The organism is Shewanella sp. MBTL60-007 (assembly GCF_019654915.1).
Lineage (GTDB): Bacteria > Pseudomonadota > Gammaproteobacteria > Enterobacterales > Shewanellaceae > Shewanella.
Map to the genome: position 1 here is coordinate 21,519 of NZ_BPET01000051.1, position 23,199 is coordinate 44,717.

General features: G+C 44.0%; 16 protein-coding genes and 3 tRNA genes. 12 read left to right on the forward strand and 7 right to left on the reverse strand.

Going from position 1 to position 23,199, the window contains the following annotated elements; all coding sequences use genetic code 11:
- Position 1: 1 nt before the first annotated feature.
- Genes K5Q92_RS17880 through K5Q92_RS17895 form a run of 4 tightly spaced genes read left to right on the forward strand, consistent with a single transcriptional unit; the run spans position 2 to position 4,725 of the window.
- A complete protein-coding gene (locus K5Q92_RS17880) occupies positions 2 to 436 on the forward strand; it encodes a PilX N-terminal domain-containing pilus assembly protein (RefSeq protein ID WP_220770250.1) in 435 nt (144 codons plus the stop codon).
- A 4-nt stretch (positions 437 to 440) separates the two neighbouring features.
- Positions 441 to 4,025, forward strand: a complete 3,585-nt coding sequence (locus tag K5Q92_RS17885) for a pilus assembly protein (RefSeq protein WP_220770251.1) — start codon at positions 441 to 443, stop codon at positions 4,023 to 4,025.
- Positions 4,026 to 4,027: 2 nt separating this feature from the next.
- Positions 4,028 to 4,417 (forward strand): type IV pilin protein, encoded by a 390-nt coding sequence (locus K5Q92_RS17890; RefSeq protein ID WP_220770252.1) that lies wholly within the window; start codon positions 4,028 to 4,030, stop codon positions 4,415 to 4,417.
- On the forward strand, positions 4,417 to 4,725 hold the full coding sequence (locus tag K5Q92_RS17895; RefSeq protein WP_220770253.1) for a TapY2 family type IVa secretion system protein: 309 nt from the start codon (positions 4,417 to 4,419) through the stop codon (positions 4,723 to 4,725). The genes K5Q92_RS17890 and K5Q92_RS17895 overlap by 1 nt, the downstream gene beginning before the upstream one ends.
- 126 nt (positions 4,726 to 4,851) lie before the next feature.
- Here the strand turns inward: K5Q92_RS17895 and K5Q92_RS17900 are convergent, their stop codons facing one another.
- Positions 4,852 to 5,343 carry a GspH/FimT family pseudopilin gene (locus K5Q92_RS17900; protein WP_220770254.1) on the reverse strand — a complete coding sequence of 164 codons (492 nt, stop codon included), beginning with the start codon at positions 5,341 to 5,343 and terminating at the stop codon, positions 4,852 to 4,854.
- 141 nt (positions 5,344 to 5,484) lie between these two features.
- Positions 5,485 to 6,000 (reverse strand): GspH/FimT family pseudopilin, encoded by a 516-nt coding sequence (locus K5Q92_RS17905; protein WP_220770255.1) that lies wholly within the window; start codon positions 5,998 to 6,000, stop codon positions 5,485 to 5,487.
- Between the two features lie 247 nt (positions 6,001 to 6,247).
- Here K5Q92_RS17905 and K5Q92_RS17910 point away from each other — a divergent pair, with 247 nt between their 5' ends.
- Positions 6,248 to 6,586 (forward strand): P-II family nitrogen regulator, encoded by a 339-nt coding sequence (locus K5Q92_RS17910; RefSeq protein ID WP_202720377.1) that lies wholly within the window; start codon positions 6,248 to 6,250, stop codon positions 6,584 to 6,586.
- A gap of 113 nt (positions 6,587 to 6,699) precedes the next feature.
- Here the strand turns inward: K5Q92_RS17910 and K5Q92_RS17915 are convergent, their stop codons facing one another.
- On the reverse strand, positions 6,700 to 7,716 hold the full coding sequence (locus K5Q92_RS17915; protein WP_220770256.1) for a LacI family DNA-binding transcriptional regulator: 1,017 nt from the start codon (positions 7,714 to 7,716) through the stop codon (positions 6,700 to 6,702).
- Between the two features lie 420 nt (positions 7,717 to 8,136).
- Here K5Q92_RS17915 and K5Q92_RS17920 point away from each other — a divergent pair, with 420 nt between their 5' ends.
- Positions 8,137 to 10,761: a TonB-dependent receptor gene (locus K5Q92_RS17920; RefSeq protein ID WP_220770264.1), complete on the forward strand. Its 2,625-nt coding sequence runs from the start codon at positions 8,137 to 8,139 to the stop codon at positions 10,759 to 10,761.
- Positions 10,762 to 10,900: 139 nt separating this feature from the next.
- The gene (locus K5Q92_RS17925) at positions 10,901 to 12,427 is read left to right on the forward strand and encodes a tryptophan halogenase family protein (protein ID WP_220770257.1); all 1,527 of its coding nucleotides are present in this window, start codon (positions 10,901 to 10,903) and stop codon (positions 12,425 to 12,427) included.
- A gap of 59 nt (positions 12,428 to 12,486) precedes the next feature.
- On the opposite strand, the gene K5Q92_RS17930 is transcribed toward K5Q92_RS17925, so the two are convergent.
- Positions 12,487 to 13,215, reverse strand: coding sequence for a SapC family protein (locus K5Q92_RS17930; protein ID WP_220770258.1), 729 nt, complete (start codon positions 13,213 to 13,215; stop codon positions 12,487 to 12,489).
- Between the two features lie 750 nt (positions 13,216 to 13,965).
- Here K5Q92_RS17930 and K5Q92_RS17935 point away from each other — a divergent pair.
- The 5 genes from K5Q92_RS17935 to K5Q92_RS17955 all read left to right on the forward strand — a co-directional run bounded on the left by K5Q92_RS17935 (position 13,966) and on the right by K5Q92_RS17955 (position 21,869).
- A complete protein-coding gene (locus tag K5Q92_RS17935; RefSeq protein WP_220770259.1) occupies positions 13,966 to 16,671 on the forward strand; it encodes a family 20 glycosylhydrolase in 2,706 nt (901 codons plus the stop codon).
- Between the two features lie 235 nt (positions 16,672 to 16,906).
- The gene (nagK, locus tag K5Q92_RS17940; RefSeq protein WP_220770260.1) at positions 16,907 to 17,803 is read left to right on the forward strand and encodes an N-acetylglucosamine kinase; all 897 of its coding nucleotides are present in this window, start codon (positions 16,907 to 16,909) and stop codon (positions 17,801 to 17,803) included.
- Between the two features lie 31 nt (positions 17,804 to 17,834).
- A complete protein-coding gene (gene nagA / locus K5Q92_RS17945) occupies positions 17,835 to 18,968 on the forward strand; it encodes an N-acetylglucosamine-6-phosphate deacetylase (protein ID WP_220770261.1) in 1,134 nt (377 codons plus the stop codon).
- A 114-nt stretch (positions 18,969 to 19,082) separates the two neighbouring features.
- A complete protein-coding gene (nagX, locus tag K5Q92_RS17950) occupies positions 19,083 to 20,267 on the forward strand; it encodes a transmembrane glucosamine N-acetyltransferase NagX (protein WP_220770262.1) in 1,185 nt (394 codons plus the stop codon).
- A gap of 288 nt (positions 20,268 to 20,555) precedes the next feature.
- Complete coding sequence (locus K5Q92_RS17955) at positions 20,556 to 21,869, forward strand: sugar MFS transporter (RefSeq protein WP_220770263.1); 1,314 nt, start codon at positions 20,556 to 20,558, stop codon at positions 21,867 to 21,869.
- Between the two features lie 563 nt (positions 21,870 to 22,432).
- Here the strand turns inward: K5Q92_RS17955 and K5Q92_RS17960 are convergent.
- The 3 genes from K5Q92_RS17960 to K5Q92_RS17970 all read right to left on the reverse strand — a co-directional run bounded on the left by K5Q92_RS17960 (position 22,433) and on the right by K5Q92_RS17970 (position 23,186).
- A tRNA-Thr gene (locus K5Q92_RS17960) sits at positions 22,433 to 22,508 on the reverse strand.
- 52 nt (positions 22,509 to 22,560) lie between these two features.
- Positions 22,561 to 22,636, reverse strand: a tRNA-Phe gene (locus K5Q92_RS17965).
- A 474-nt stretch (positions 22,637 to 23,110) separates the two neighbouring features.
- Positions 23,111 to 23,186, reverse strand: a tRNA-Thr gene (locus K5Q92_RS17970).
- Between the last annotated feature and the right edge of the window lie 13 nt (positions 23,187 to 23,199).

Genomic DNA, 23,199 nt, shown 5'->3' on the forward strand with positions numbered 1-23,199 from the left:
GATGAAGAAACAACAAGGTGTTGTGCTTTTTTTTGCGTTGATAGTGCTTATCGTTATGACGGTAATAGGTGTCGCGCTTGCCGTTAATTCAACCCAGTCTTTGCGTATGGCTGGTGCTGGAGCAGAGCGAGTGGAAGCCAAAGCTATTGCCGATGGTGGATTGGCGCAGGTCATCGCCGATAATGCTGGTGCAAGGTTTGCTAACCTTCCGGCTGTTGCAACCGCTGAGCTGTTTGGCGGTTCTCAAGTACTTACTCCGCTACCAGAGGCTGGAGTGAGGGATGTGGCTTGTCAACGAACTTCTAATGCAACTGGTGCAAATCTTGTGAGTTGTCGGCGGGTTCAGATCACCAGCACGGTGACATTTGGTCGAGATAATCTGGGAACACTCACAGTTGCCTCGGGTGTAGAGCAACAGGTGCTGACAGGGAATTAGGGTTATGATTAAAAATCTATTTTGTAGTGCAATCGCTGCCTCGATAGTCGTTTCAGCATATAGTTTCGCAGATGATACTGAGCTTTACCTTGTCGACCCAAATAAGGCTACGGGTAAACTACCTCAAGTGCTATTTATTTTTGATAACTCCGGCAGTATGTCCACTGAAGATCAAAATGCGGTAAGCGACTATTGCTCTGCAGCGGGAAAAGCGGCAGGTGACTGTAATTACGCCGAGGGCTTTGAGGATTACTTAGCGGGTTATTCTGGTTATATCAATGAAGCAGGGATCTATTGGAATGCAGGCGGCATTGATAATACCAGTAGCATGCCCGTACCGGACGAGCCAAAGGATTCTCGCCGTTTCTATGCCGATAACAATAACTGTAATAAGGCCGCTATTGCATTAAAAGAGCGAGGTCGCTATACCGGTTACCTGCGCGAATTTAAATCCAGTGGCAAAACAGGCAAGTGGGTTTCGCTCGCTGAAAACGAGGGCTTCAATCAGGGGGCAATAGTCGATTGCCAACAAGATATACTGGAGTTTGACTCGAAAAACCCCGGCAGGAAAAAGCAGGGTGGCGGCACGGTTGCCTTTGATGATGGTTATCCGATTGATACAAAAGCCATGTATACCGCAGGTTCAGATACGGCAGCTCAAGAGCTGAGTGTTGAGGGAACAGATTTTGGAGAGGGGAACCCGGTAACCCTTTACACTTCACATTATTTAGTTTGGTATCAGTGGGTGACCACAACAGAAGATGGCCAGAACAGTGGCGGTACCGGAACCCGGTTGGAAGTTGCTAAATCCGCTCTAAGTAAGGCTTTGGAGACTTTGAATATCCCTATCGAAGCTAGCTTAGCTGTATTTAATTTAAATTACCCCTGGGAGAATGAAATTGATGGCGGCAGAATTGTGTCTAGTATGAAAGATATTAGAAAAGATTCGGCCAATTTAAATAATTTTATCTCTTTAATCAATGGCATGCCAGCACAAACCAACACCCCCTTGTGTGAGACATTATTTGAGGCCCATCAGTATTTTAGCGGCGGAGCTGTCACTTACGGTAATAAAGACAGTAATGCTCAAGGGAAGTACAAGATTGATGGTTATGTCCCCAATAGCCCTCCTAGCATTATCAATTCAGGTAATTATACAAGCCCGTTTAAGAAGTGTCCTGATACCGCTTATGTGATCTATATTACCGACGGTGCGCCGACCTTAGATAGCGCTGCAGACGGTCTCATTAAGACACTCACGGATAACGCTACAGAAGCGGGCAAGTATGAGCCTTTCGACTTTACTAATACGAGGGGGGATACGGAGACGAGTTACCTTCCGGCGTTAGCGTCTTATATGTATAACAACGATCTTGTTGTGGGTAATACCGACGCATCTGGAGTCGATAATAAGCAAAATGTTATGTTATCAACGATTGGTTTTTCCGATGGCGCCGATGCGGCTGCTAGCTTATTAGAGGAGGCGGCTTTTCGCGGTGGTTACCCTAGAAATGATCTTGGAATATCTAAAGGTTATTATGTGGCAAAAACAGGCCTAGCGTTAGAGGAAGCTTTAAATACAGCACTTAAGTCGATTTTATCGGTCGACTCCTCCTTTACGTCACCCAGTATTGCCAGTAATAACTTCGATAAAACCCAAACCTATAACTCCGCCTATTTTGCGATGTTTTTACCAGGAGATGGCCCACGATGGAGTGGCAACCTTAAAAAGCTAAAGGTGACATCGTCCGGCGATATTGTAGGGCCTGGCGGAACATCTAAGGCTATCGATGCCGCTGGCAACATAAGTGCCAGCACTTGCACCTATTGGAATACATGCACGGCTTCAAGTGCGGATGGGAATAAGGTTAACTCTGGAGGGGTGCTCCCCGCTTTAAGAACAGCCCTTAAGAGCAGAACTTTATATACCAACAATAGTAGCAGTTTACTGAGTATAGAAGATGTCGCTTCATCATCTATGTATTCACTGCTGGGTAGCCCAGTTGCAGCGGATTCAGAATCAGCTTCGGTTCGGCAACACTTAGATTGGCTCTATGGCGTTGATGTGGATGACGATGATAATGATGAGAACCGTACTGAGGCGAGAATCGATGTCATGGGGGACCCGCTGCATTCCAAGCCGTTAGCCATTAACTTTGGAGCATCTTCTACCAGTTTGGACGTGCGGATCTTGGTGGGGACTAACCAAGGGTTAGTACATATGTTTAAAGATTCTGATACTGGCAGTAAAGATTACTCAGTTGGAACGGTTGAAGAGTCTTGGGCATTTATTCCTGCAGAGCTTTTATCCAATGTACCAACATTAAAATCGAATTTACCGACTGGAGCGCATAGTGTTTATGGTATGGACTTATCCCCTGTTGCCTATACCGAAACAGATACCAGTGGCAAGGTGAGTAAAGCTTGGGTCTATTTAGGGATGCGCCGTGGAGGCATGTCTTACTATGCACTTGATATTACTAACCCCGATCAACCTAAATTTAAGTGGAAGATCGATTCAAATACCACAGGTTTAGAAGAGTTAGGCCAAACATGGTCTGAACCTGTCGTCACCTTTATTCCGGGAGTTGAGAGCCCCGTATTGATATTCGGTGGTGGTATGGCTTCCCCTGACGGCACAGGCGAAGCGGTTTATATTGTTAATGCCGATACTGGGGCCTACATTAATAAGTTTACCGACTCGGGTATGAGCAGTATTCCAAATAAAGTCGCAGTTCTTGACAGTAACAATGATGGTGTGACCGATCGCATCTATGCAACCGATATAGGTGGTAATGTTTGGCGTATGGATATGCCTTCAAAAGTAAGCAGTGATTGGTCTGTGTTTCAGTTCGCTTCAATAAGCGCCTCTTTGTCACCAAATGATCGTATGTTCTTTGCAGAACCTGCAGTCGCACAAACGCAATTTAATAATATTCATAGTCAGTCTGGAACGCTGAGTTATCAAAACATCCCTTATGATGCCGTAACTGTGGGAACTGGTAACCGTACGAACCCGTTAAATACCAGTACAGATGATATGTTTTATGTTTTTCAAGACCGGAACGTAGTTACCAAGACGTTTTCAGGAGCGAATGTTCCTAGCCCATTGCAACTGACTGATCTATATGATGTTACCTCGTCAGCGCCAGTAACCGAGAGTGACAATGTGGCATTTGGCAAGAAGCGGGGCTGGTATTATTCATTATTGGCCACAGGGGAGAAGAGCCTTTCTGCATCACTTATCTTTGATGGTAAGGTTTATTTTACCTCTTTTATTCCACCAACTAATAACGAAATTAATTTGGATGCTGGCGTTTGTGGATTCTCTGGGCAAGGTAGACTCTATGTCTTCGATCTACATAGAGGAACAAGAACTAATAGTCAGCTCTATTATGAAGTTGGAGAGCGCGTTCCTGACACGCCACAAATTGTAATCCCTGAGTCTGAAGACGGCGAGGAGTCGAAGGCCTATATTATCGGCGTAGGTAAAGGGGAGTGCGAAAATGGCGAGTGTAAAGGAACCGTTGAGCTTGGTAGTGGTTTGACAACTAATCGAATCTATTACCATTTGGATGAGAGTAACTAATAATGCATAAAACAAGAGGCTTTACCTTAATAGAGCTAATGATAGTAGTGGCTATCGTGGGGATCTTGGCCTCTATTGCCTACCCTTCCTATATTGATTATGTGACTAAGAGTGCTCGCTCTGAAGGTGTTGCTGCAGTATTGAGAGTGGCTAATCTTCAAGAGCAGTATTACTTAGATAATCGCGCCTTTGCAACGGATTTGAAGAAGCTTGGACTTGGTGCTAGCCCATTTATTACTGAAAGTGGCCACTACAGTATTGCCTCTGCTGGTACTGCTGCGTTCACCATAACCGCAACAGCAATAGGGGCTCAAGCTAGTCGAGACTCGACTTGCGCAACGATAACTCTGACTCACGCAGGCATTAAGGGCCCCTCAAAGGAGTGTTGGTAATGATAAGGCTTAAATATCTAGTATTGGCGAGCGTTACGGCGCTGCTATTGCCAACTTCTCAAGCATTCGCAGTTGAATATGAAGAATACAAGTGCCATGTAGTGAGTAGTAAAAAGGGGGAACAAGTCGTTTTTTATCGCTGGAGGGTATCAGATTTTAAGCTTAAGTTCGCAAGCTTGCCGGGTAAGCAGTTAACCGACCATAAAGGTAAAAAATACTTTATAAGGGAGGCCACAGAGTGCGTTCCTTTAACTAAAGACTTTAGTTCTGAAAAGGCTAGGCGAGTCGATGAACGTACATTGAGATAGCGTTGAGGTGAGTTAGATGGTTTATAGTCCAACCAAAGGAGACATGAGCCATCTAACGAGCTTATTAAGTTTAATTTAGTCAATCAAATAGAGAGTACCATGCCTTTTTAGGCACTTCCTTAATAACTAGCAGCTGTTTCCCTCCGCCCCATAAGAAACTAAACCACTGGCGCTAACCTTAACACTTTTAGAGTTTGTTGCTTTACCATTTGGGCAGTAGATAATTTCCCCACCTGATGAAAGCCCTTCAGAGGAGAATGTTATCAAGGCTGTTGAGCTTTTGATTTTGTCGTTGCTGTTGAAGCCATCTATTGCACGCAACTCTTTATCTGTGCCCCCAGCATCAGTAAGGTAGACTCTGATCCCTTTTTGCCATTCAGCATCGCTACCGCAAGAGACCTGACTTGCAAATGAGCAAACATTGACTCTGGTACCATAGCTAACGGCTTGGTTACGAGCAAAAGCTAAAATATTGTGAATTTTCTCAACATTACTATTAACCCGAGTTTGTTCGTACATTGAGACTAAAGAGGGGACCGCAATTGATAATAATATCCCTGCAACAACAATTGTTATCATAAGCTCTACTAAGGTAAAACCTTGCTTCTTGTTCAACATATGCGCAATCCTTTCAGTCCCTTCCAATTCATGCCTGTTAGCATTATAAGCGAGAAAGTTTAGTATTTCAGCATATAAGTTGTTCTTTTTTAAAGTCAATATCTTGGCGAGTCGAGATGTTTTGACATGTGGAATAAAGGCTCAGTTTGAGCACTCAATCTGATTAGCTTGAGAAAACCTGATCCTTCCGGCTTGATTTACAATAACGGCTTTGGAGTAAGGGTTAGTGGGAGACGACGGGCAGTACCTTAGTGTACCGTTAGAGCCGGATGCTAAACCATCAGGGTGAAATCGGACAGCGCTTCTGTTGTAGCTTACGATATCTTGTGGATTGAATGGAGATGTTTGAAGAAGAATTTTATCTGTATTATCTATCCGGTTCTTCTCACCCGAATCGGTAAAAACGGTAAGCCCTAAGCGCCAGTCTTTACTGCAACTATCAGATGTAATTGGGCATACGGTAACTCTTACCCCAAAGCTAATTGCGGCGTTTCTGGCATATTGTAGAGTCTGCTGTATAACACGAATTGCTGCCTGCGCTCTTTGTGCTTCGTAAAGCTGGCTTAACGATGGAACAGCTATCACGATTAGAATTGTCGCAACGACAAGAGTAATCATTAGCTCGATTAAGGTAAAACCGACGGTTCTGTGGTGCATATCAACTCTTCCTTGAGTTTGTTTGGAATATTTACTTCCTGTAAATATCGCGCTGTGGGCACTTTAAAAGTATAGCCTAGCCTTAAGTAAACCAAGAACCGATTAGTATATTGTTCGGTTACATGAAGACAGCATTTACTTTTGAGTGCAGCAACAAATCACATTAGTCTTCTGAGTTTTGTCACTGCGTGATAAGCTACGACGTTATTAAATAGCGTCTTACAGCAAGTTTTTAGGGAGTTTTACAATGAAAAAAGTCGAAGCCATTATTAAACCATTTAAGTTAGATGATGTGCGTGAGTCGCTTGCTGATATTGGTATTACTGGTATGACTGTTTCAGAGGTAAAAGGCTTTGGTCGTCAAAAGGGGCATACTGAGCTTTATCGGGGCGCTGAGTATATGGTCGACTTTCTGCCAAAGGTTAAGATTGAATTAGTAATTCAAGACGAACTTTTAGAGCAGGCCTTAGAGGTTATCGTTGATACTGCGCGTACTGGTAAGATTGGTGATGGTAAGATTTTCGTCACCGATATTGAGCGTATTATTCGTATTCGTACTGGCGAAGAGAACGAAGAGGCTGTATAGCGTTAGCGGCTTTTTCGCATTATAGAGTGTTTAATATAATGCGAAAAAGTCGAGCTGAGGCTAAGTTGAACCTAAATTGAATCTAAGTTAAGCCTTAATTACTCAACGTTGAGTTAAGCTCTTGGTTTGGCCGATGAGTCTCTAATCACCGGCTCAGGCTGGAATACTTTCGCAAGTTCTGAACTCTGCTCTCGGCGTTTAGCAATCAATAACTCGGTTGCGATATGCGCAATCTCTTCGTTGGGCTGATGCACGGTAGTGAGTTTTGGCCAAGTCTGACGTGAAAACGGGCTATCCTCGAAACCAACAATAGAGATGTCCGATGGGATGTCCACACCTTCTAATCTTGCCGCAAACAATGCACCTGCAGCGATTTCATCGTTACAAGCGACAATCGCAGTCGGTCTAATCTTTTGACTTAGTAATGCTTTAGCGCCTTGTACTCCTGACTCAAATGAATACTTTCCATCGATAATATAACTGTCGTTAACTGCGATGTTGTTATTCTCGAGTGCTTGCTTAAATCCAGATAAACGCTCTTTAGTTGATTGGTGTTCATGGTCACCACTCAAGAAGGCGATATGCTTATGGCCAAGATCAATAAGATGCTGCGTAATTGAAACCGCACCGGATCTGTCGTTAACCAGAACCGCTAAGCCAGAACCCGTCTCAACTTTTTCCCCCGCAATAATACGCACATAGCTGGCATCGATTTTATCGAGTGCAGCCAAGATCACCGGATCTTCAGAAAGTGGTGGTGTGAGTACTAAACCAGACAAACGATTGTGCTTAACTAACTTGGTCAGATCTTCGCAGATATTGTCAGCCCGAGAGTTACAAGGGTGGATCAATAGCTCGTAACCTAGGTCTTTACAGGCCGACAGAATGCCATTCTGCATATCAATAATATAGTAGGCATTGGGATTATCATAAATAAAACCAATTACATAAGATTTAGTTCCAGCCAAATTCCTTGCTGCTAAATTGGGCTGGTAGTTAAGCTCTTTAATGGCAGCATGCACTTTATCTATCGTGGCTTGCTTAACCGAAGGCTCATTATTAGTAACCCGTGACACTGTTTTTATCGATACGCCAGCATGTTTGGCAACATCATTTATGGTGACTTTCATTAAGCGGGATTCTCATTAGTTAAACATTCTGTGCTGCCAAAGCATGGTAACACAAGATTAACAAACCGCGCTGAGATGGTGCAATTTGTCCTTAAATTTAGCGGTATAGTGCGAAGTTTTATCGGAATTAGCAATAATAAGCCACGAACTTTTTGCGATTTTTCATTCAAATAAAAAAAAATGCATTAATTAATCACATCGCTTACATGTTATTAACTGGCTGTATTTAAATGGTTATTGGGTGAGCTGTTTCGCACTTTTGTTGTTTTGTATAAATATAATCGGTGCTTCGGTTATTTTGTTGTGGCGCTAGTGTTAATAGTTGTGTAATCTTTGCTCTAGACATGACAGCGTTGTCATTCCGCTTCTGGAATGGTTATGGATATAAAAAAAGATAATAAGTTATGGAAGGGAAACGAGATGCGACCATCTACCTTTAAGAAAAGTGTACTAGCTACAAATATCGCGCTGCTGATGAGCGGAGCTATGTCTGTTTCTGCTATGGCAGCAGAGGCTGATGCGAAAGCCGCAGCTGACGAAAACATTGAGAAAATTGAAGTTCGTGGTATGCGCGCTTCAATGAAAGCCTCAATTAATGCTAAAAGATTCTCAGACTCAGTTGTTGATGCTGTAACAGCTGAAGATATTGGTAAGTTTCCCGATGGTGACGTAGGTGAGTCACTAGGCCGTATTCCGGGTGTTGCCGTTAACCGCCAATTTGGCCAAGGCCAGCAAGTTTCTATTCGAGGTGCGTCAAGCCAGTTAACTCGTACCCTGCTGAATGGTCATTCGGTTGCCTCGACTGGTTGGTACGACCAACAGGCCATCGACCGTAGCTTTAACTATTCTCTACTTCCGCCTGAAATGGTAGGTGCAATCGAAGTTTATAAGTCATCACAAGCGGATATTCCAGAAGGTGGTATTGGTGGTACGGTGATCGTTAAGACCCGTAAGCCACTCGATTTAGATGCAAATACTGTTTTTGTTAGTGCTAAAGGCGACTATGGCACAATTTCAGAAGAGATCGATCCTGAGCTTTCAGGTTTGTACAGCTGGAAGAACGAAGATGAAAACTTCGGTTTCCTACTTTCGGCAGCGGCTTCTGAAACTAACTATCAGCGTAATGGTATCGAATCGCTAGTAGGCTGGGGTGATATCGTTCCAACAACTTTTGAGCAAGAGCGTGAGCGCACTGCAATTAATGGTGCCTTACAATATCGCCCTACCGACAACTTAGAGTTTGGCTTAAATATCATGAGTCTTGATATGAAAGCTAACAACGCTAACACCTCACTGTTTACCATGTTCCCAAGTATCGTTGACGGTGATAACCGTAAAGAAGAGATTTGTGAGCAAACCAATGCTTCGGGTACTTGTACCTTCTATCGTCGTGACGGTAAGGGAGCAAACCCCGGTTGGGCGCAAACTTGGGCGCGTAAAGCGAGCATGGACTCAAACACTTACGATTTAGATTTTAAATATGAAGCGGACAACTATACCTTAGAGGGCCGAGTGGGTAACACTAAGTCTGAAGGTGGTACAGACATGACTGCTAACTATGGTTTCTGGTTAGGTCAACCTGAAGATTTTGTTGGAACTTACGATGCGACTGGTGAAGTTGTTAAAATCGATATCGCTAATAAGTCATTTGGCGCTGAAGATTTCGGTGGTCCACTTTCTCCAGCGGGTTGGTCGCTTAAGAAGCAGCCAAACTCGGATGAAGAGACTTATGCACAGTTTGATGTCACAGTGCCTGTAGATCTAGGTGCAATAACCTCATTTAAGACCGGTGTTCGCTGGGCTGATCATGACGTAAAACAAGAAACTTTCCCTGCTATCGTTAACCCAGATGTGACAGCTAAAGATGCGTCAGCTTACTACTCAGGTACAGTATCTTCAGGCGCCGGTTTTACTCTACCTAAGCCTAATCTTGACGCTATGTTGAATGATGCTAATGCCGCTATTACAGATTTTAGTACGGATAATGAAGTATATAAGTCTGGTTACGGTACTATTAACGAAGAGAACCTAGCGCTATATCTAATGGCTAACTTCGAGTCAGATGGTATTCGGGGTAACTTCGGTCTACGTTATATCTCGACCGATGCCTCTTCTGATTACTTTGAGCTGCAAAAGGATGGCTCTTACGCTGACAACCTAAGCACAATGGATGCGAGCTATAGCGATGTGTTACCGAGCGTAAACGTAGCATTTGATGTGACTAGCGATGTGATTATTCGTACTTCGGCATCACAAGTTATCTCACGTCCTAACTATGGCGATATGTTTGCCTCTTCTGCATTAGCGGGATATAAGGACGATGTTGTAGGTAATGAAGTGGTCAATACGGGTAACATTGCACTTGAGCCATTTAAAGCGACTCAAGCAGATTTGGGTGTTGAGTGGTACTTCAGCCCAGATGGTCTTGTTGCGGCGACATACTTTATTAAAGATATCAGTTCGTTCATTACTTCAGATCAAATCTTAAATCAAAGCATTGGAATTATTGACCCAGGTTCGGGAGAAGACAACTGGACTAAGTCGACTAAGAAAAATGGTACCGGTGGCCAAATTCAGGGTATCGAGCTGCAGTTACAAGATTCATTTGAAAACGGTCTAGGTTACTCTGCTAACTATACCTTTGCCGATTCTGATGCGCCTGCTGATAACTACCCTGATGAAGTGAGCGTGTTCTCTGATTCATCTGAGCACACTGTTAACTTAGTGGGCTATTATGAGATGGAAGATTTCTCTGCTCGTGTAGCTTATAACTGGCGTAGTGAATACATGATCCGTGAGCTTCCAGGTTTCTACGGTAACCGTGAGCACCAAGACTACGGTACTGTTGATTTAAGTGCTAACTACAATGTTACTGATTACCTATCTGTAACCTTCGAAGTGGTTAACTTACTTGAAGAAGACAGCGTGCAACTAGGTGTAGCTCCTGATTCTGCAGAAGTTAAGCCAGAGCTTAAGAATGGTTACCCAGCATGGAGCTTCGAAGGTGAAGCTCGCTATAAGCTAGGTGTAGCATTACGCTTCTAAGTAGTTAATGTATTGAATAAAGCCCAGCAACGCTGGGCTTTTTGTTGTCTATTTAGAAAAGTTAATACTAATGATTTGATTGACTCTATAACCACTATGCTAGATGGTTTTTGGCGGGCGTTAAATACTTGGAGGTGAGATGGAAATTAAAAGGGTCGCGATAGTAGGTGGTGGTACAGCGGGCTGGTTGGCTGCAAACCATCTAGGTAAGGCACTGGTAAATAGCGAAAAGTTGTCTATAACCTTAATTGAATCTCCAGATATTCCAACCATAGGGGTGGGCGAGGGCACTGTCCCGGCTATCCGTCAATCACTTAAAAGCTTTGGCATAAGTGAAACTGAGTTTATTCGCCGCTGTGATGTGACCTTTAAGCAATCGATAAAGTTCGTTAACTGGCTCGATAAGCACAAACATGGCCAGCAGAACTTTTATCATCACCTGTTCGATATGCCTGGCACAGTGCTGCAGGATTTAACCGAGCGTTGGTTATCGAATAAAGAGGGATGCTACGCAGGTGCTGTATCGCCTCAACATGCCGTTTGTGAGGCTTTTAGGGCGCCAAAGAATATAAGCGATCCAGAGTATTCAGGAAAGCTAGGTTACGCTTATCACCTCAATGCGGCCAAGTTTGCAGAGTTACTCGGTGAGAATGCCAAACAGCGTTTTAGGGTTGAGCACCTTCGCGCCAATGTTAAGGAGGTTGTTCTTGGGCAAGACGGTGAGATAGCTTCTCTTATTACAGATTGCGCTGGTACGTTAGATTTCGACTTCTATATTGATTGCAGTGGTTTTGCTTCATTACTTATAGATAAGGCGCTTAAAGTACCTTTTATCAATAAGGCTGAGCAGTTGTTTGTCGATAAGGCTGTAGTGGTTCAGGTGCCAACTGCTAATGACGATATTATCCCCCCTTTTACCATCTCTACTGCTCATCAGGCTGGCTGGATTTGGGATATCGCGTTGAGTAATCGCCGTGGTGTAGGCCTTGTCTACTCTTCTAAGTATATGGATGATGAGACGGCAATTAATAAGTTAGATAAATACCTAGGTGGACAGCTCGCCCAGCATCAACACCGAATTATTCCTATGACGGTAGGCTACCGAGAGCGATCATGGGAGAAAAACTGCGTAGCATTGGGCTTGGCACAAGGCTTCTTAGAGCCCTTAGAGGCCACATCTATTCTTTTGACCGATTTTGCTGCCGGATTCTTAGCGCAGCGCTTCCCAACCTCGACGTCACAGCTTACCGGAATGCAGCAGCGTTTTAATCATGTTATGAATTATGCTTGGGATCGAGTCGTCGACTTTATCAAGTTGCATTACTGCCTGTCTGATCGCAATGACTCACAATTTTGGATAGATAATCGAGATCCGGCAACTATTTCCGATGAGCTAAAAAAGCGTTTGGCAATGTGGCAAGACTTTGTCCCTGCTAGAGAGGACTTCTTTAGCAAGTTTGAGGTCTTTGATTTAGAGAACTTTCTATATGTTTTATATGGTATGGATCATACGCCTAGGGATAAGGTTTTATGCAATGAGCCGAGCACTGATAGCGCGGCTTTACATCAGAGGTTAAATAATCTGGTGACACATCTTGTTGAAGAGCTGCCCCAGCATAGAGAGCTACTTGATAAAATAAAGCGTTATGGTTTACAAAAATTATAGTTAGCTAGGGTTAAGAGCCAAACTCACGTTATTGCGAGTTTGGCTTAATCAATAAGGGCTTAGTGAGTCAAATCGTAGTGGTTTTGTTTTTCAATCAGACGTGGGATCTGCTGCAGTGATAGTAAATGAGCGTAGATTAGTGGTAGCAGGCCGTTCTCTTTTAGGGATATAAACTCTTCATTACTAAGCTGGTTTAACGCTTTCTCATCAACAACATATATACCGTCGATGTTTATTGGTTGCTGACTTTCGGCTAGCTTAACCGTTAACTGTTTTGCCGTGAATAAGCTCTTGGATGCTAGGAGCTGACAAATATTGCCTGTCTGTTCATTAAAAGCGGCTATTTCAAGTAGCGCTTGAGTTCGCTTCTTAAGGTATTCACTCTGCTCTTTATTATCGTTAAATAAGCGATGTGCATTCTCTGCAGCTTCGGTTACTAACGGGCTAGCGGTATCGACGCAGATCAGAACGTTGTCACTTTCTTGACTGGTCTTAACTAAAGATAAGGGGGCGTTATTAAAGCCTCGAGGTTTTATCATTGCTGGCCAATCACTGCTTTGACAGTAGAGGTTTAGGCCGTTTTTAACTCCCATCATGGCGACAGGAATAAATTGTCCGGTCTCGCTGTTCTTAACAAAAACCAGTGGAAACTCGGTCGCTAATTGATGAAATTCATGAAAAACAACAGGAATGAGCTGCTGCTCGGCAAAGCGGCGATAGTCTTGGGACTCGGCAATACACATTTCAAGATGATTTTCAGAGTTAAGTGGGACGATATTATTCTTCATTGTTATAGGGTCCTTGAGCGTAATCCATTTGTAAGCCACTAGAAAACTAACACAGGTGTGTTGCAATTGCGTGTTTTTTGTTGTGCTTAGGTATACTTATAAGTGACAACGTTGTCAATTAAGCCTCGGGAATAACACCTTACAGATCTAGATAGCTATGCTTTCGCCTCATCGGTACCTAGGTTAATTTTATCTACTGTTATCTAGGGGCTATTTCTAATATCAACCTTTTTTGTGCCCAGAATGTTCATATCGGAAGTCAAAGAAGAGAGCCGTAATCAATGTTTATATAGAAGGATGTGGTTTAGGTTATTGTTTTTATGTGTTTTTGTTCGTTTTCTTCTCGTTAGGGAGAATATAAATACAGCTAAATGTCAGATAAATGTAGTTGTTTTGTACATATTTGTGTATATTCTAAATGACAGCGTTGTCATCTGCTTGTGTGACAGGTTGTTTGTAAGGTCTTCATGGACGGGAAGAGGTCTCTCGTTTCATGTCTTTGACGAACAATTATGTTTGTTACTCCTATATAGTCTCTCCCCAGAAACTAGCGTGGGCCGAGTACTTTATGAGTACTCGGCCATTTTTTTATCTGGCACAATAGAGGAGCCTTACGCAAGGTATTGAGAAACAAGCGTGTTAGGACCTAAGTAATACTGAGTTCTCGTTGATTTCCATAAGGGGGAGAAATAACGAGACCGTGCTTGAGCATTTCATCTTTAAATAACAATAGAAATCATAGGGAATGTAATGAAGATTAAAGTGATAGTTTCAGCGGTAGCACTCGCGTTGTCTGTTGGTGCATGTTCTTCGGAGAGCGAAACTGAAGAAGTTACTCATGTTATCTCCCCCACTAAGCAAGAATTACCGCCTAGTCAACCAGTAAGTTCTTCTGGCTTGACTCAAGCTTCACTGAAGCAAATTGGTGAGACGCTCGATATTCGCTATCGCGTAGTGACTAACATCCCTGACGATAATTGTGACCAAGATGCGGCAGATGGACGCTGTTTCTTGGCTGAAATAGTTCTGACTTCTCAAGTCGATATAGACAGTAATGATTGGGCTATCTACTACTCCCAAATGCGACCTATTCAAAGCATAGTGGGTGATGAGTTCACTATCACTCGTATTCAAGGTGATCTACATAAAATCACTCCGGCGGCAGGCTTTAGTGGCATTAAAAAGGGCCAAACTAAAACGATTCAATTTCGCGGTGAGCTATGGCAGTTATCTGAAACTGATGCCATGCCCAACTACTATATCGTTGCCGATGGTTTAGAGCCTGTCATCATTGCTAGTACTCAGGTATCGGTTGATCCTGAAACTGGTATGGAAGTTCGCCCCTATGTTAGCGCCTTTACCGATAGTGATAGCCAATATAAGCGCCGTGAAACAGACAAGCTTCAATGGGCAACGACAGAGGTATTATATCGTAATAACCTCAACACGCCTGTCGATGCCAGCCTAGCAGAAAATACCATTTTACCCACGCCGTCAAAGGTTTCACTGAAAACAGATGCTAAACCTATCTCACTAAAAGATGGAATAAAACTCGAGCTTAATGGCGTCAGCCTAGATGTTGTAGATGCGGCGTTGCAGCGTTTAGCTCGCATCGGCGTTGAGCAAAGTAACCCTGAGGTTGAAAGTGGTGTTAACACGGCACTGTACCCATTAGCTACTGCGAGCATTGAAGGAGAATATCGTCTCGAGATCTCTAGCAATGAGATCAAGATTTTTGCTGCAGATGATGCAGGCTTCTCCTACGGTTTAGCCTCACTGGCGGCGCTAGTCGATGCTAACACCTTAACGGTTAACCCTATGCTGGTGGAGGATATGCCGCGCTATGATTTTCGTGGCATGCATATCGATGTATCACGCAACTTCCATAGTAAGCAGTTGATTCTAGACCTTTTAGATCAGATGGCGGCCTATAAACTTAATAAGTTACATCTACATATGGCTGATGACGAAGGTTGGCGCTTGGAGATTGCAGGCCTACCTGAGCTTACGGAGGTAGGAAGTAAGCGCTGTCATGATCTCAATGAAGATACCTGCCTACTACCTCAGTTAGGCAGTGGTCCCTATAGCGACACTAAGGTTAATGGTTACTATAACAGAGCCGACTATATCGAGATCTTACAGTACGCGGCCGCGAGACAAATACAGGTGATTCCATCGATGGATATGCCGGGTCATTCGCGAGCGGCGATCAAATCGATGGAAGCGAGAGCTCGCAAGCTAAATGCTCAAGGGAAAGTAGAAGAGGCAAAGCAATACCTGTTATCTGATAGCCAAGATAAAACTGTCTATTCATCGATTCAGTACTATAACGATAACACCTTGAATGTATGCATGGAGTCGACCTTTACCTTTATCGAAAAGGTAATCGATGAAATCGCTAAGTTGCACCAAGCTGCTGGCGTGCCACTGAATCTCTATCACATAGGTGCTGATGAAACGGCTGGAGCCTGGCTCGAATCCCCGGTATGTAAGGCATTTATCGCCAATAATGATAAAGGCGTGACTAGCATGGAGCAGTTAGGTGCTTACTTTATTGAAAGAACCTCAAAAATGTTAGCAGATAAAGGCATTGAAGCAGCAGGCTGGAGTGATGGCATGAGCCATACTCGCCCCGAAAATATGCCAAAGCAGGCGCAATCTAATATTTGGGATGTTATTGCACACGGTGGGCACAAGCGGGCACATCAACAGGCTAACCTTGGTTGGCAGGCAGTGCTGGGGCAACCTGAGGTTCTCTATTTCGACTTTCCCTATGAAGCCGATCCGAAAGAGCATGGTTACTACTGGGCGAGTCGTAATACTAACTCAAAGAAGATCCATAGTTTTATGACTGGAAACTTGCCTGCCAATGCCGAGCAATGGACTGATATTGAAAACCTACCTTTTGAAGCCGATGACACCCTAAAAACTGATGAGTCAGGCAAAATGATTAGTGAGCCACTAAAGGCTACGTTTGGCTTCGCTGGTATTCAAGGTCAGCTTTGGAGTGAGACTGTGCGTAGTGATGAAGTAGCCGAATACATGATGTTTCCTCGTCTGATGATGCTTGCAGAGCGTGCATGGCACAAGCCTAGTTGGGAAGTGCCATATCAGTACCAAGGTGCTATTTATAATCAGAAAAGCGGCTTCTTCACCAGAGAGATGCGTCAAGCCCAGGCGAGTGACTGGTACACTGTCGCCAATACTTTAGGTGCTAAAGAGCTATTAAAGCTAGATAAAGCCAATATAGCCTATCGGGTACCCACACCTGGAGCAGTCATTAAAGACGGTAAGTTGTTTGCGAACGTTATTTTTCCAGGACTTGAAATAGAGTATCGCGATGCAACAGGAAAGTGGCAGAACTATGCGGAAGGGGTAAAGGTAACTGCACCTGTTGAAGTGCGTGTTATTGCCGCCGATGGCAAACGTAAAGGCCGAACTCTAGTAATTAAATAACAACTAAGTAACAGGTGTTATCTTGCGCTTGTTAGTAATAACTAAGCCTGAATGTGGCAGCATTAAGGTGTTGCCACACTTCCACCCTATTATCAGGCAGGCTTAAAAAACAAATGACAACGCTGTCATTATTGTTGTAACATGGAGTTAACTTAGTGGGCTTTAGAGACATTTATATGCATAAAGCCCTGACCCATTCTGCATTTAAAGAATGAGAACAAAAAAGAGGTCTGTCATGGGCATGAGCCAGGCGAAAGAAGAGTCCCTATATATAGGTATCGATGGTGGTGGCAGCAAATGCCGCGCAACAATTTACACTCACGATTATCGCATCCTAGGTACTGGAGTTGCAGGCCGTGCTAATCCGCTTCATGGGCTAGCCCAAACATTTCAGTCAATTGAAGAGTCCACACAGCTAGCCCTTGTTGATGCGGGTCTAAAAGTTAGTGACAGTAAACAACTCGTTGCAGGCCTCGGTTTAGCTGGGGTAAATGTTCCTCGCCTTTATCAAGACATCGCTAAGTGGCAGCATCCGTTTGCTAGCATGTATCTCACAACTGATCTTCATACGGCTTGTATCGGCGCTCACCAAGGCCAAGAGGGCGCGGTAATCATTACTGGTACAGGCTCTTGTGGTTATGCACGCGTTGGTGACCAAGAGTTATTTCTCGGCGGGCATGGATTTGCTTTAGGTGATAAGGGCAGTGGCGCTTGGCTGGGATTAAAGGCCAGTGAAGCTGCGCTGTTAGACTTAGATGGTTTTGGCGAGAAAACATTACTGACCGAACGATTGATGCAGCACTTTGGGGTCAATAATGCCCTCGGCATTGTTGAGAACTTGGCGGGGCAATCTTCCAGTACTTATGCCAAGCTTGCCAGAGTCGTGTTTGAATGCGCTCAGCTTAATGACGGCGTGGCCTTAGATATTGTTCGTGAAGGTGCTGCCTATATCAGTGAATTGGCCAAAAAGTTATTTGGCATAGAACCGCCTCGATTCTCTATGATCGGTGGTTTAGCCGAACCTCTAGCACCTTGGTTGGCTGAAGATGTATTAGCTAAATTATCTCCTAGTCTGCAGCCGCCAGAGTGGGGCGCAGCCTTTTTTGCTAAACAACAGCATAGCAAAGCGTAGCAGGATCACTATTTTAGTAAGTGAGAATAAGATGAAGCAGACGATAATTGCCGACCGCGTATTTGATGGACAGAGATTTCATACAGATTTAGCCATCACCTTCGAAGATGGTCATATCCTTTCATTCGACACGGCTCATGGTGCAAGTGAATCTCGCGTAAGTGGGCTGATAGTTCCGGGATTTATTGATGTGCAAGTCAACGGCGGTGGTGGAGTTCTGTTTAATTCCTCACCGAGTGTTGAGGGCATCGAAGCGATAGGTAAGGCTCATGCTAAGTTTGGTACGACAGCTTATTTACCGACACTTATTACTGATGATGTCGATGTGATGCGTCAGGCGGCCGATGCCGTTGCATTAGCCGTTAAGTCAAACAGCGCTGGTGTCGTCGGGGTTCACTTCGAGGGGCCGCACCTAAGCGTGCCTAAAAAAGGTGTGCATCCACAATCATATATCAGACGCATCTCCGATGCCGAGCTGGCAGTTTTTAGTCGCCAAGATCTAGGTATTAAAGTGGTAACGCTTGCACCTGAGAATGTATCACCAGAGGTGATAGAAGCATTAGTGAAGGTGGGAGTTAAGGTATGTTTAGGTCACTCCAACGCTGATTACGATACTGTAAAAAAGGCGCTCGCAGCTGGTGCGACAGGCTTTACCCATTTATATAATGCGATGTCGGCACTGGACTCTAGAAGTCCTGGCATGGTCGGCGCAGCTCTAGAAAGCACAGATGCTTGGTGTGGTTTGATTGTCGATGGCCATCACGTTCACCCTGCTTCAGCACGAGTAGCAATCAATGCCAAACCTAAAGGCAAGGTCATGTTAGTTACCGATGCAATGCCGCCAGTAGGGTTAGATGATGAGGCGAGTTTTGAATTATTTGGTACTCAAGTAATAAGAGCAGGCGACAGACTGAATGCCGTGACGGGTGAGCTCGCTGGCTGTGTGCTAGATATGGCAGGAGCTGTAGCTAATACCGTCAATATGCTAGGGCTAGCACCAGAAGAGGCGTTAAGAATGGCCTCTTTGTATCCTGCCCAGTTCCTTGGCTTAAGTGATAAGATGGGGCAGTTACAAGTAGGTGGACGTGCCGATATGCTGCTGCTTGATGATAGGTTCCGTGTCCAGCAAACCTACATTGGTGGCGAGTTGGCTTTTAAGAGCTGAAATCTCATGCTGTAATTTGGTTAAATTAAGCCTCAGTTGTGAATACAAACTTAAAAATCACCTGAGGCTTTGCTTTATGTAGACGGCGATAAAAGCGATAACAAGGGTTGTTTAATGACAATAATAATAGATAAACCCCGAGTAAGTACGGCAAGTGCGGTGGCTGAAACGGTTTCCAAGCCGTCAGCAAAGCCTCGGCTCAAGTCATTGGATGCACTGCGTGGTTTCGATATGTTTTGGATTTTGGGGGGCGAAGCGATTTTTGCCGCTCTATTGCTATTAACGGGATGGGCTGGCTTTAACTGGCTCGACGCTCAGATGCACCATAGTGCTTGGCACGGTTTTACATTTTACGATTTGATTTTTCCGCTGTTTATTTTCCTGTCTGGCGTTGCCCTAGGCTTATCACCCAAGCGCTTAGACAAGTTACCCCTACCTCAACGTATACCCTTATATAAACATGCGGTAAAACGCCTATTACTCTTGCTGTTATTTGGTGTGATTTATAACCATGGTTGGGGCACCGGAGCGCCATTTGCAGTTGGTGACATTCGCTATGCTAGTGTGCTTGGTAGAATCGCCTTTGCATGGTTTTTTTGCGCTCTTTTAGTGTGGCACACAAGTTTAAGAACTCAGATAGTGACAGCAATATCCGTATTGATTGGCTACGCCTTACTGCAAGCCTTTCCAATGGTAACCTTAGACAGCAGCGGAGCCTTTAGTCAAACAGGCTCAATTAATGCCGCTGTTGATAATTTATTATTGCCGGGCATAACTTATCAGAACGCTGCTGTGGATCCCGAAGGAATACTTTCGACGATCCCGGCAGTCGTAAATGGCTTATTTGGTGTCTTTGTGGGGCACTTTATCGTTAAACCTCACGTTAAGGGAGAGTGGTTTAAGGTTGGAGTTTTAACCATTTCCGGTTTTGGTTTATTGGCGCTAGGCTGGGCGACTTCACCGTGGCTCCCCGTGAATAAAACCTTGTGGACCAGTAGCTTTACTTTGGTGACTTCGGGCTGGAGCATACTCTTCCTTGCCTTGTTTTACGCCATCATTGATGTAGTTAAGGTGCAGAAGTGGGCGTTTTTCTTTACGGTAATAGGTTGCAACTCTATCGTTATCTATATTGCGACTAGCATTGTAAATTGGAAGTACACAGCCAGCAGTTTGTTTGGCGGATTAATTTCTTCTTTGCCTAATAATGCTCAAGCCCTAGCAAGTGTTGTTGCTTTGCTGCTAGTGCAATGGCTAGTGCTTTACTGGATGTATAAGCGCAATATCTTCATTAAGGTTTAAGCTATATAAGTTTACATTTAGCCTCGATTAAGTACTTTTTCAAGGGGAAGGCGAAGAGCACAATAACTTTAAATTCGTGGTTTGAGTAAAAATGACAGCGTTGTCTTTTTCGCCGTAATGTTTTAACATCGGTGAAACATTAGGTTTAAAGTGGCCTGAAGTTGAAACTAAGGTAGAGAATATAAGCAGACAGTCATCTGCATAAGTTAAAGAGATAACAATGAAGGGTGGGGTAGCAGTTTAATCTGGTATCATAAAATTAATTACTATAAGAAGCAGGTTTAATACATGACAGCAACGACTCAGGCTCAAGCTAGCCCAAAGAGCAGTTTACTGCCTATGACCATTATTGGTGTGTTATTTTTCATCTTCGGATTTGTGACTTGGCTTAACGGCTCGCTGATCCCTTTCCTTAAAATCATCTGTGAGCTAAACGAATTTCAAGCCTTGTTTGTGACGTTTGCTTTCTATATTGCTTATACCGTGATGGCTCTGCCGATGTCATCAATACTTAAGAGAACGGGCTACAAAAACGGTATGGCAATTGGCCTAGCGATTATGGTGGTCGGCTCTTTGCTGTTTATCCCTGCGGCGCAGAGTGCAAACTTTATCCTGTTCCTTGGTGCTTTGTTTGTACTTGGTACGGGCTTAACCATTTTGCAAACCGCATCTAATCCTTACGTAGTGCATATTGGCCCTAAAGAAAGCGCCGCGATGCGAATTAGTATCATGGGGCTTATCAATAAAGGCGCAGGGGTTATTGTGCCCATTTTGTTTACGGCGTTAGTGCTGTCAGGCTTTGAAAACTTCACTGCAGATCACTTAGCTGCGTTAAGCGAAGCAGACCGATTAGCACAAATTAATGAGTTGTCTTCAAGATTGGTTATGCCCTACATCTATATGGCACTCGCGCTGACTTTCTTAATTGGTTTAGTTAAGTTCTCATCGCTACCGGAACTAGAGTTTGAGGCCGCTGAAGAGCATCAAGAAAAGGGCAGTATTACCCATTTTCCACAGGTAGTACTGGGCGCAGTGGCTTTATTTGCCTACGTCGGTGTTGAAGTGATTGCGGGTGACACTATTGGCTTATACGGTGAAAGTTTAGGGGTTAATAACTTTGCTTCGCTGACCTCTTATACCATGGTGTTTATGGTATTTGGTTACATAATCGGTGTGACCTGTATTCCTAAATTTATCAGTCAGGAAAAAGCACTGCTTGGTTCGGCGCTTGCTGGAATTGTTTGTATTATCGGTGCGGCGTTAGGTTCTCGTGAAAGCACACTTATCGCTGATATTCTTTGGGGATGGAGTGGTATTCCGGTGATCCCTGATACGGTAACCTTTGTGGCATTGATGGGATTGGCTCATGCACTCGTTTGGCCTTCAATTTGGCCACTGGCTCTAGAAGGTCTAGGTAAGTATACAGCTCAAGGTTCTGCATTGCTTATTATGGGGATTTCGGGGGGCGCAATCCTACCGCTAGTATTTGGTAAGGTCGCTTATTTTGCTGACAATACTCAGGTTGCTTATTGGGTTGGTCTACCATGTTATCTATTCATCTTATTCTATGCCCTGAAAGGCCATAAGATGCGTAGCTGGTAACATTGAATTAAGAAGCTCTTGCTTTGCAGGAGCCGTTACAAAGGAGCCTAAGGGCTCCTTTTTGTTTTCTTGGTAAAAGACGGTAAAAACTGAATGAGAGCCGGATACAAGCCGACAAAAGCTAAGACTGAAAAGCCGGAAAAGCCGGAAAAGCCGGAAAGCAAAGGCGAAATAATAAGAGTTCTGTAGGTCGGCATTTATGCCGTCATTGGTTTAGTAAGTAGCAAAGTGTTGAGACGGAAAAAACCTAATAAGAGCAGGGTATAGGCCGATAAAAGCCAAGACGGAAAAGCTGAAAGGGCACTGGCGAAAGGTAAATCATTGTAGATCTGCATGCCGTCATTGGTTTAAGGAAGTAGCAAAGTGTTGAGACGGTAGAAACCTAATAAGAGCAGGGTATAGGTCGATAAAAGCAAGACTGAAAAGACGGAAAAGCAAAGGCGAAATAATAAGAGCTCTGTAGGTCGGCATTTATGCCGTCATTGGTTTTAACCAAAAGAAACGAGGTACTGTTAAATTACGAATACAAAAAAGCCACTCAGTGAGTGGCTTTTTTGTTTTTATGGTGCCGGCACCAAGAGTCGAACTCGGGACCTACTGATTACAAGTCAGTTGCTCTACCAACTGAGCTATGCCGGCTTATTTGCTTAACAAGTTAACTAATCAAGTTAGTAAACTCATTAATAAATGTTGGTGCCCGAACCCGGAATCGAACCAGGGACACGAGGATTTTCAATCCTCTGCTCTACCGACTGAGCTATTCGGGCAACTAAGCGCTACTAATGTATACGTTAGATTTGCTACTTCAAACTGAGCCTTTAAAGCCCGTCTCGTTTGGAGTGCGCGTATAATATAGGGATGTTTTATAAGGTGCAAGTGCTTTTTTTATTGTGTGGGTTATTAGTAACCTAATTCCTTGCCAAGTTCCTGTTGAGTGGTTAAAAAAGCGCTAACTGTAGGCCTATTAACTTCAGAGGCAGCATTATTTGTCACTATTATCTGGTTGTTCGCTACCAGCCCACGATTTTCTTTAGTGGCATGCTCTCAATTCTGAGCTGCTTGAGCCATAAATTTAAAGGGCGCGCAGAATATAAAATAACACTTGCAGATGGGAAGGGTTTTCTTATTGAGCGGTTAGCCTAACGTAAGTTTGGAGCAGAGTCGTTTGGACCAGAGTAGTTTGATGCTGATAGAACGACAGAAACAAAAAAGCCACTCAGTGAGTGGCTTTTTTGTTTTTATGGTGCCGGCACCAAGAGTCGAACTCGGGACCTACTGATTACAAGTCAGTTGCTCTACCAACTGAGCTATGCCGGCTTATTTGCTTAAC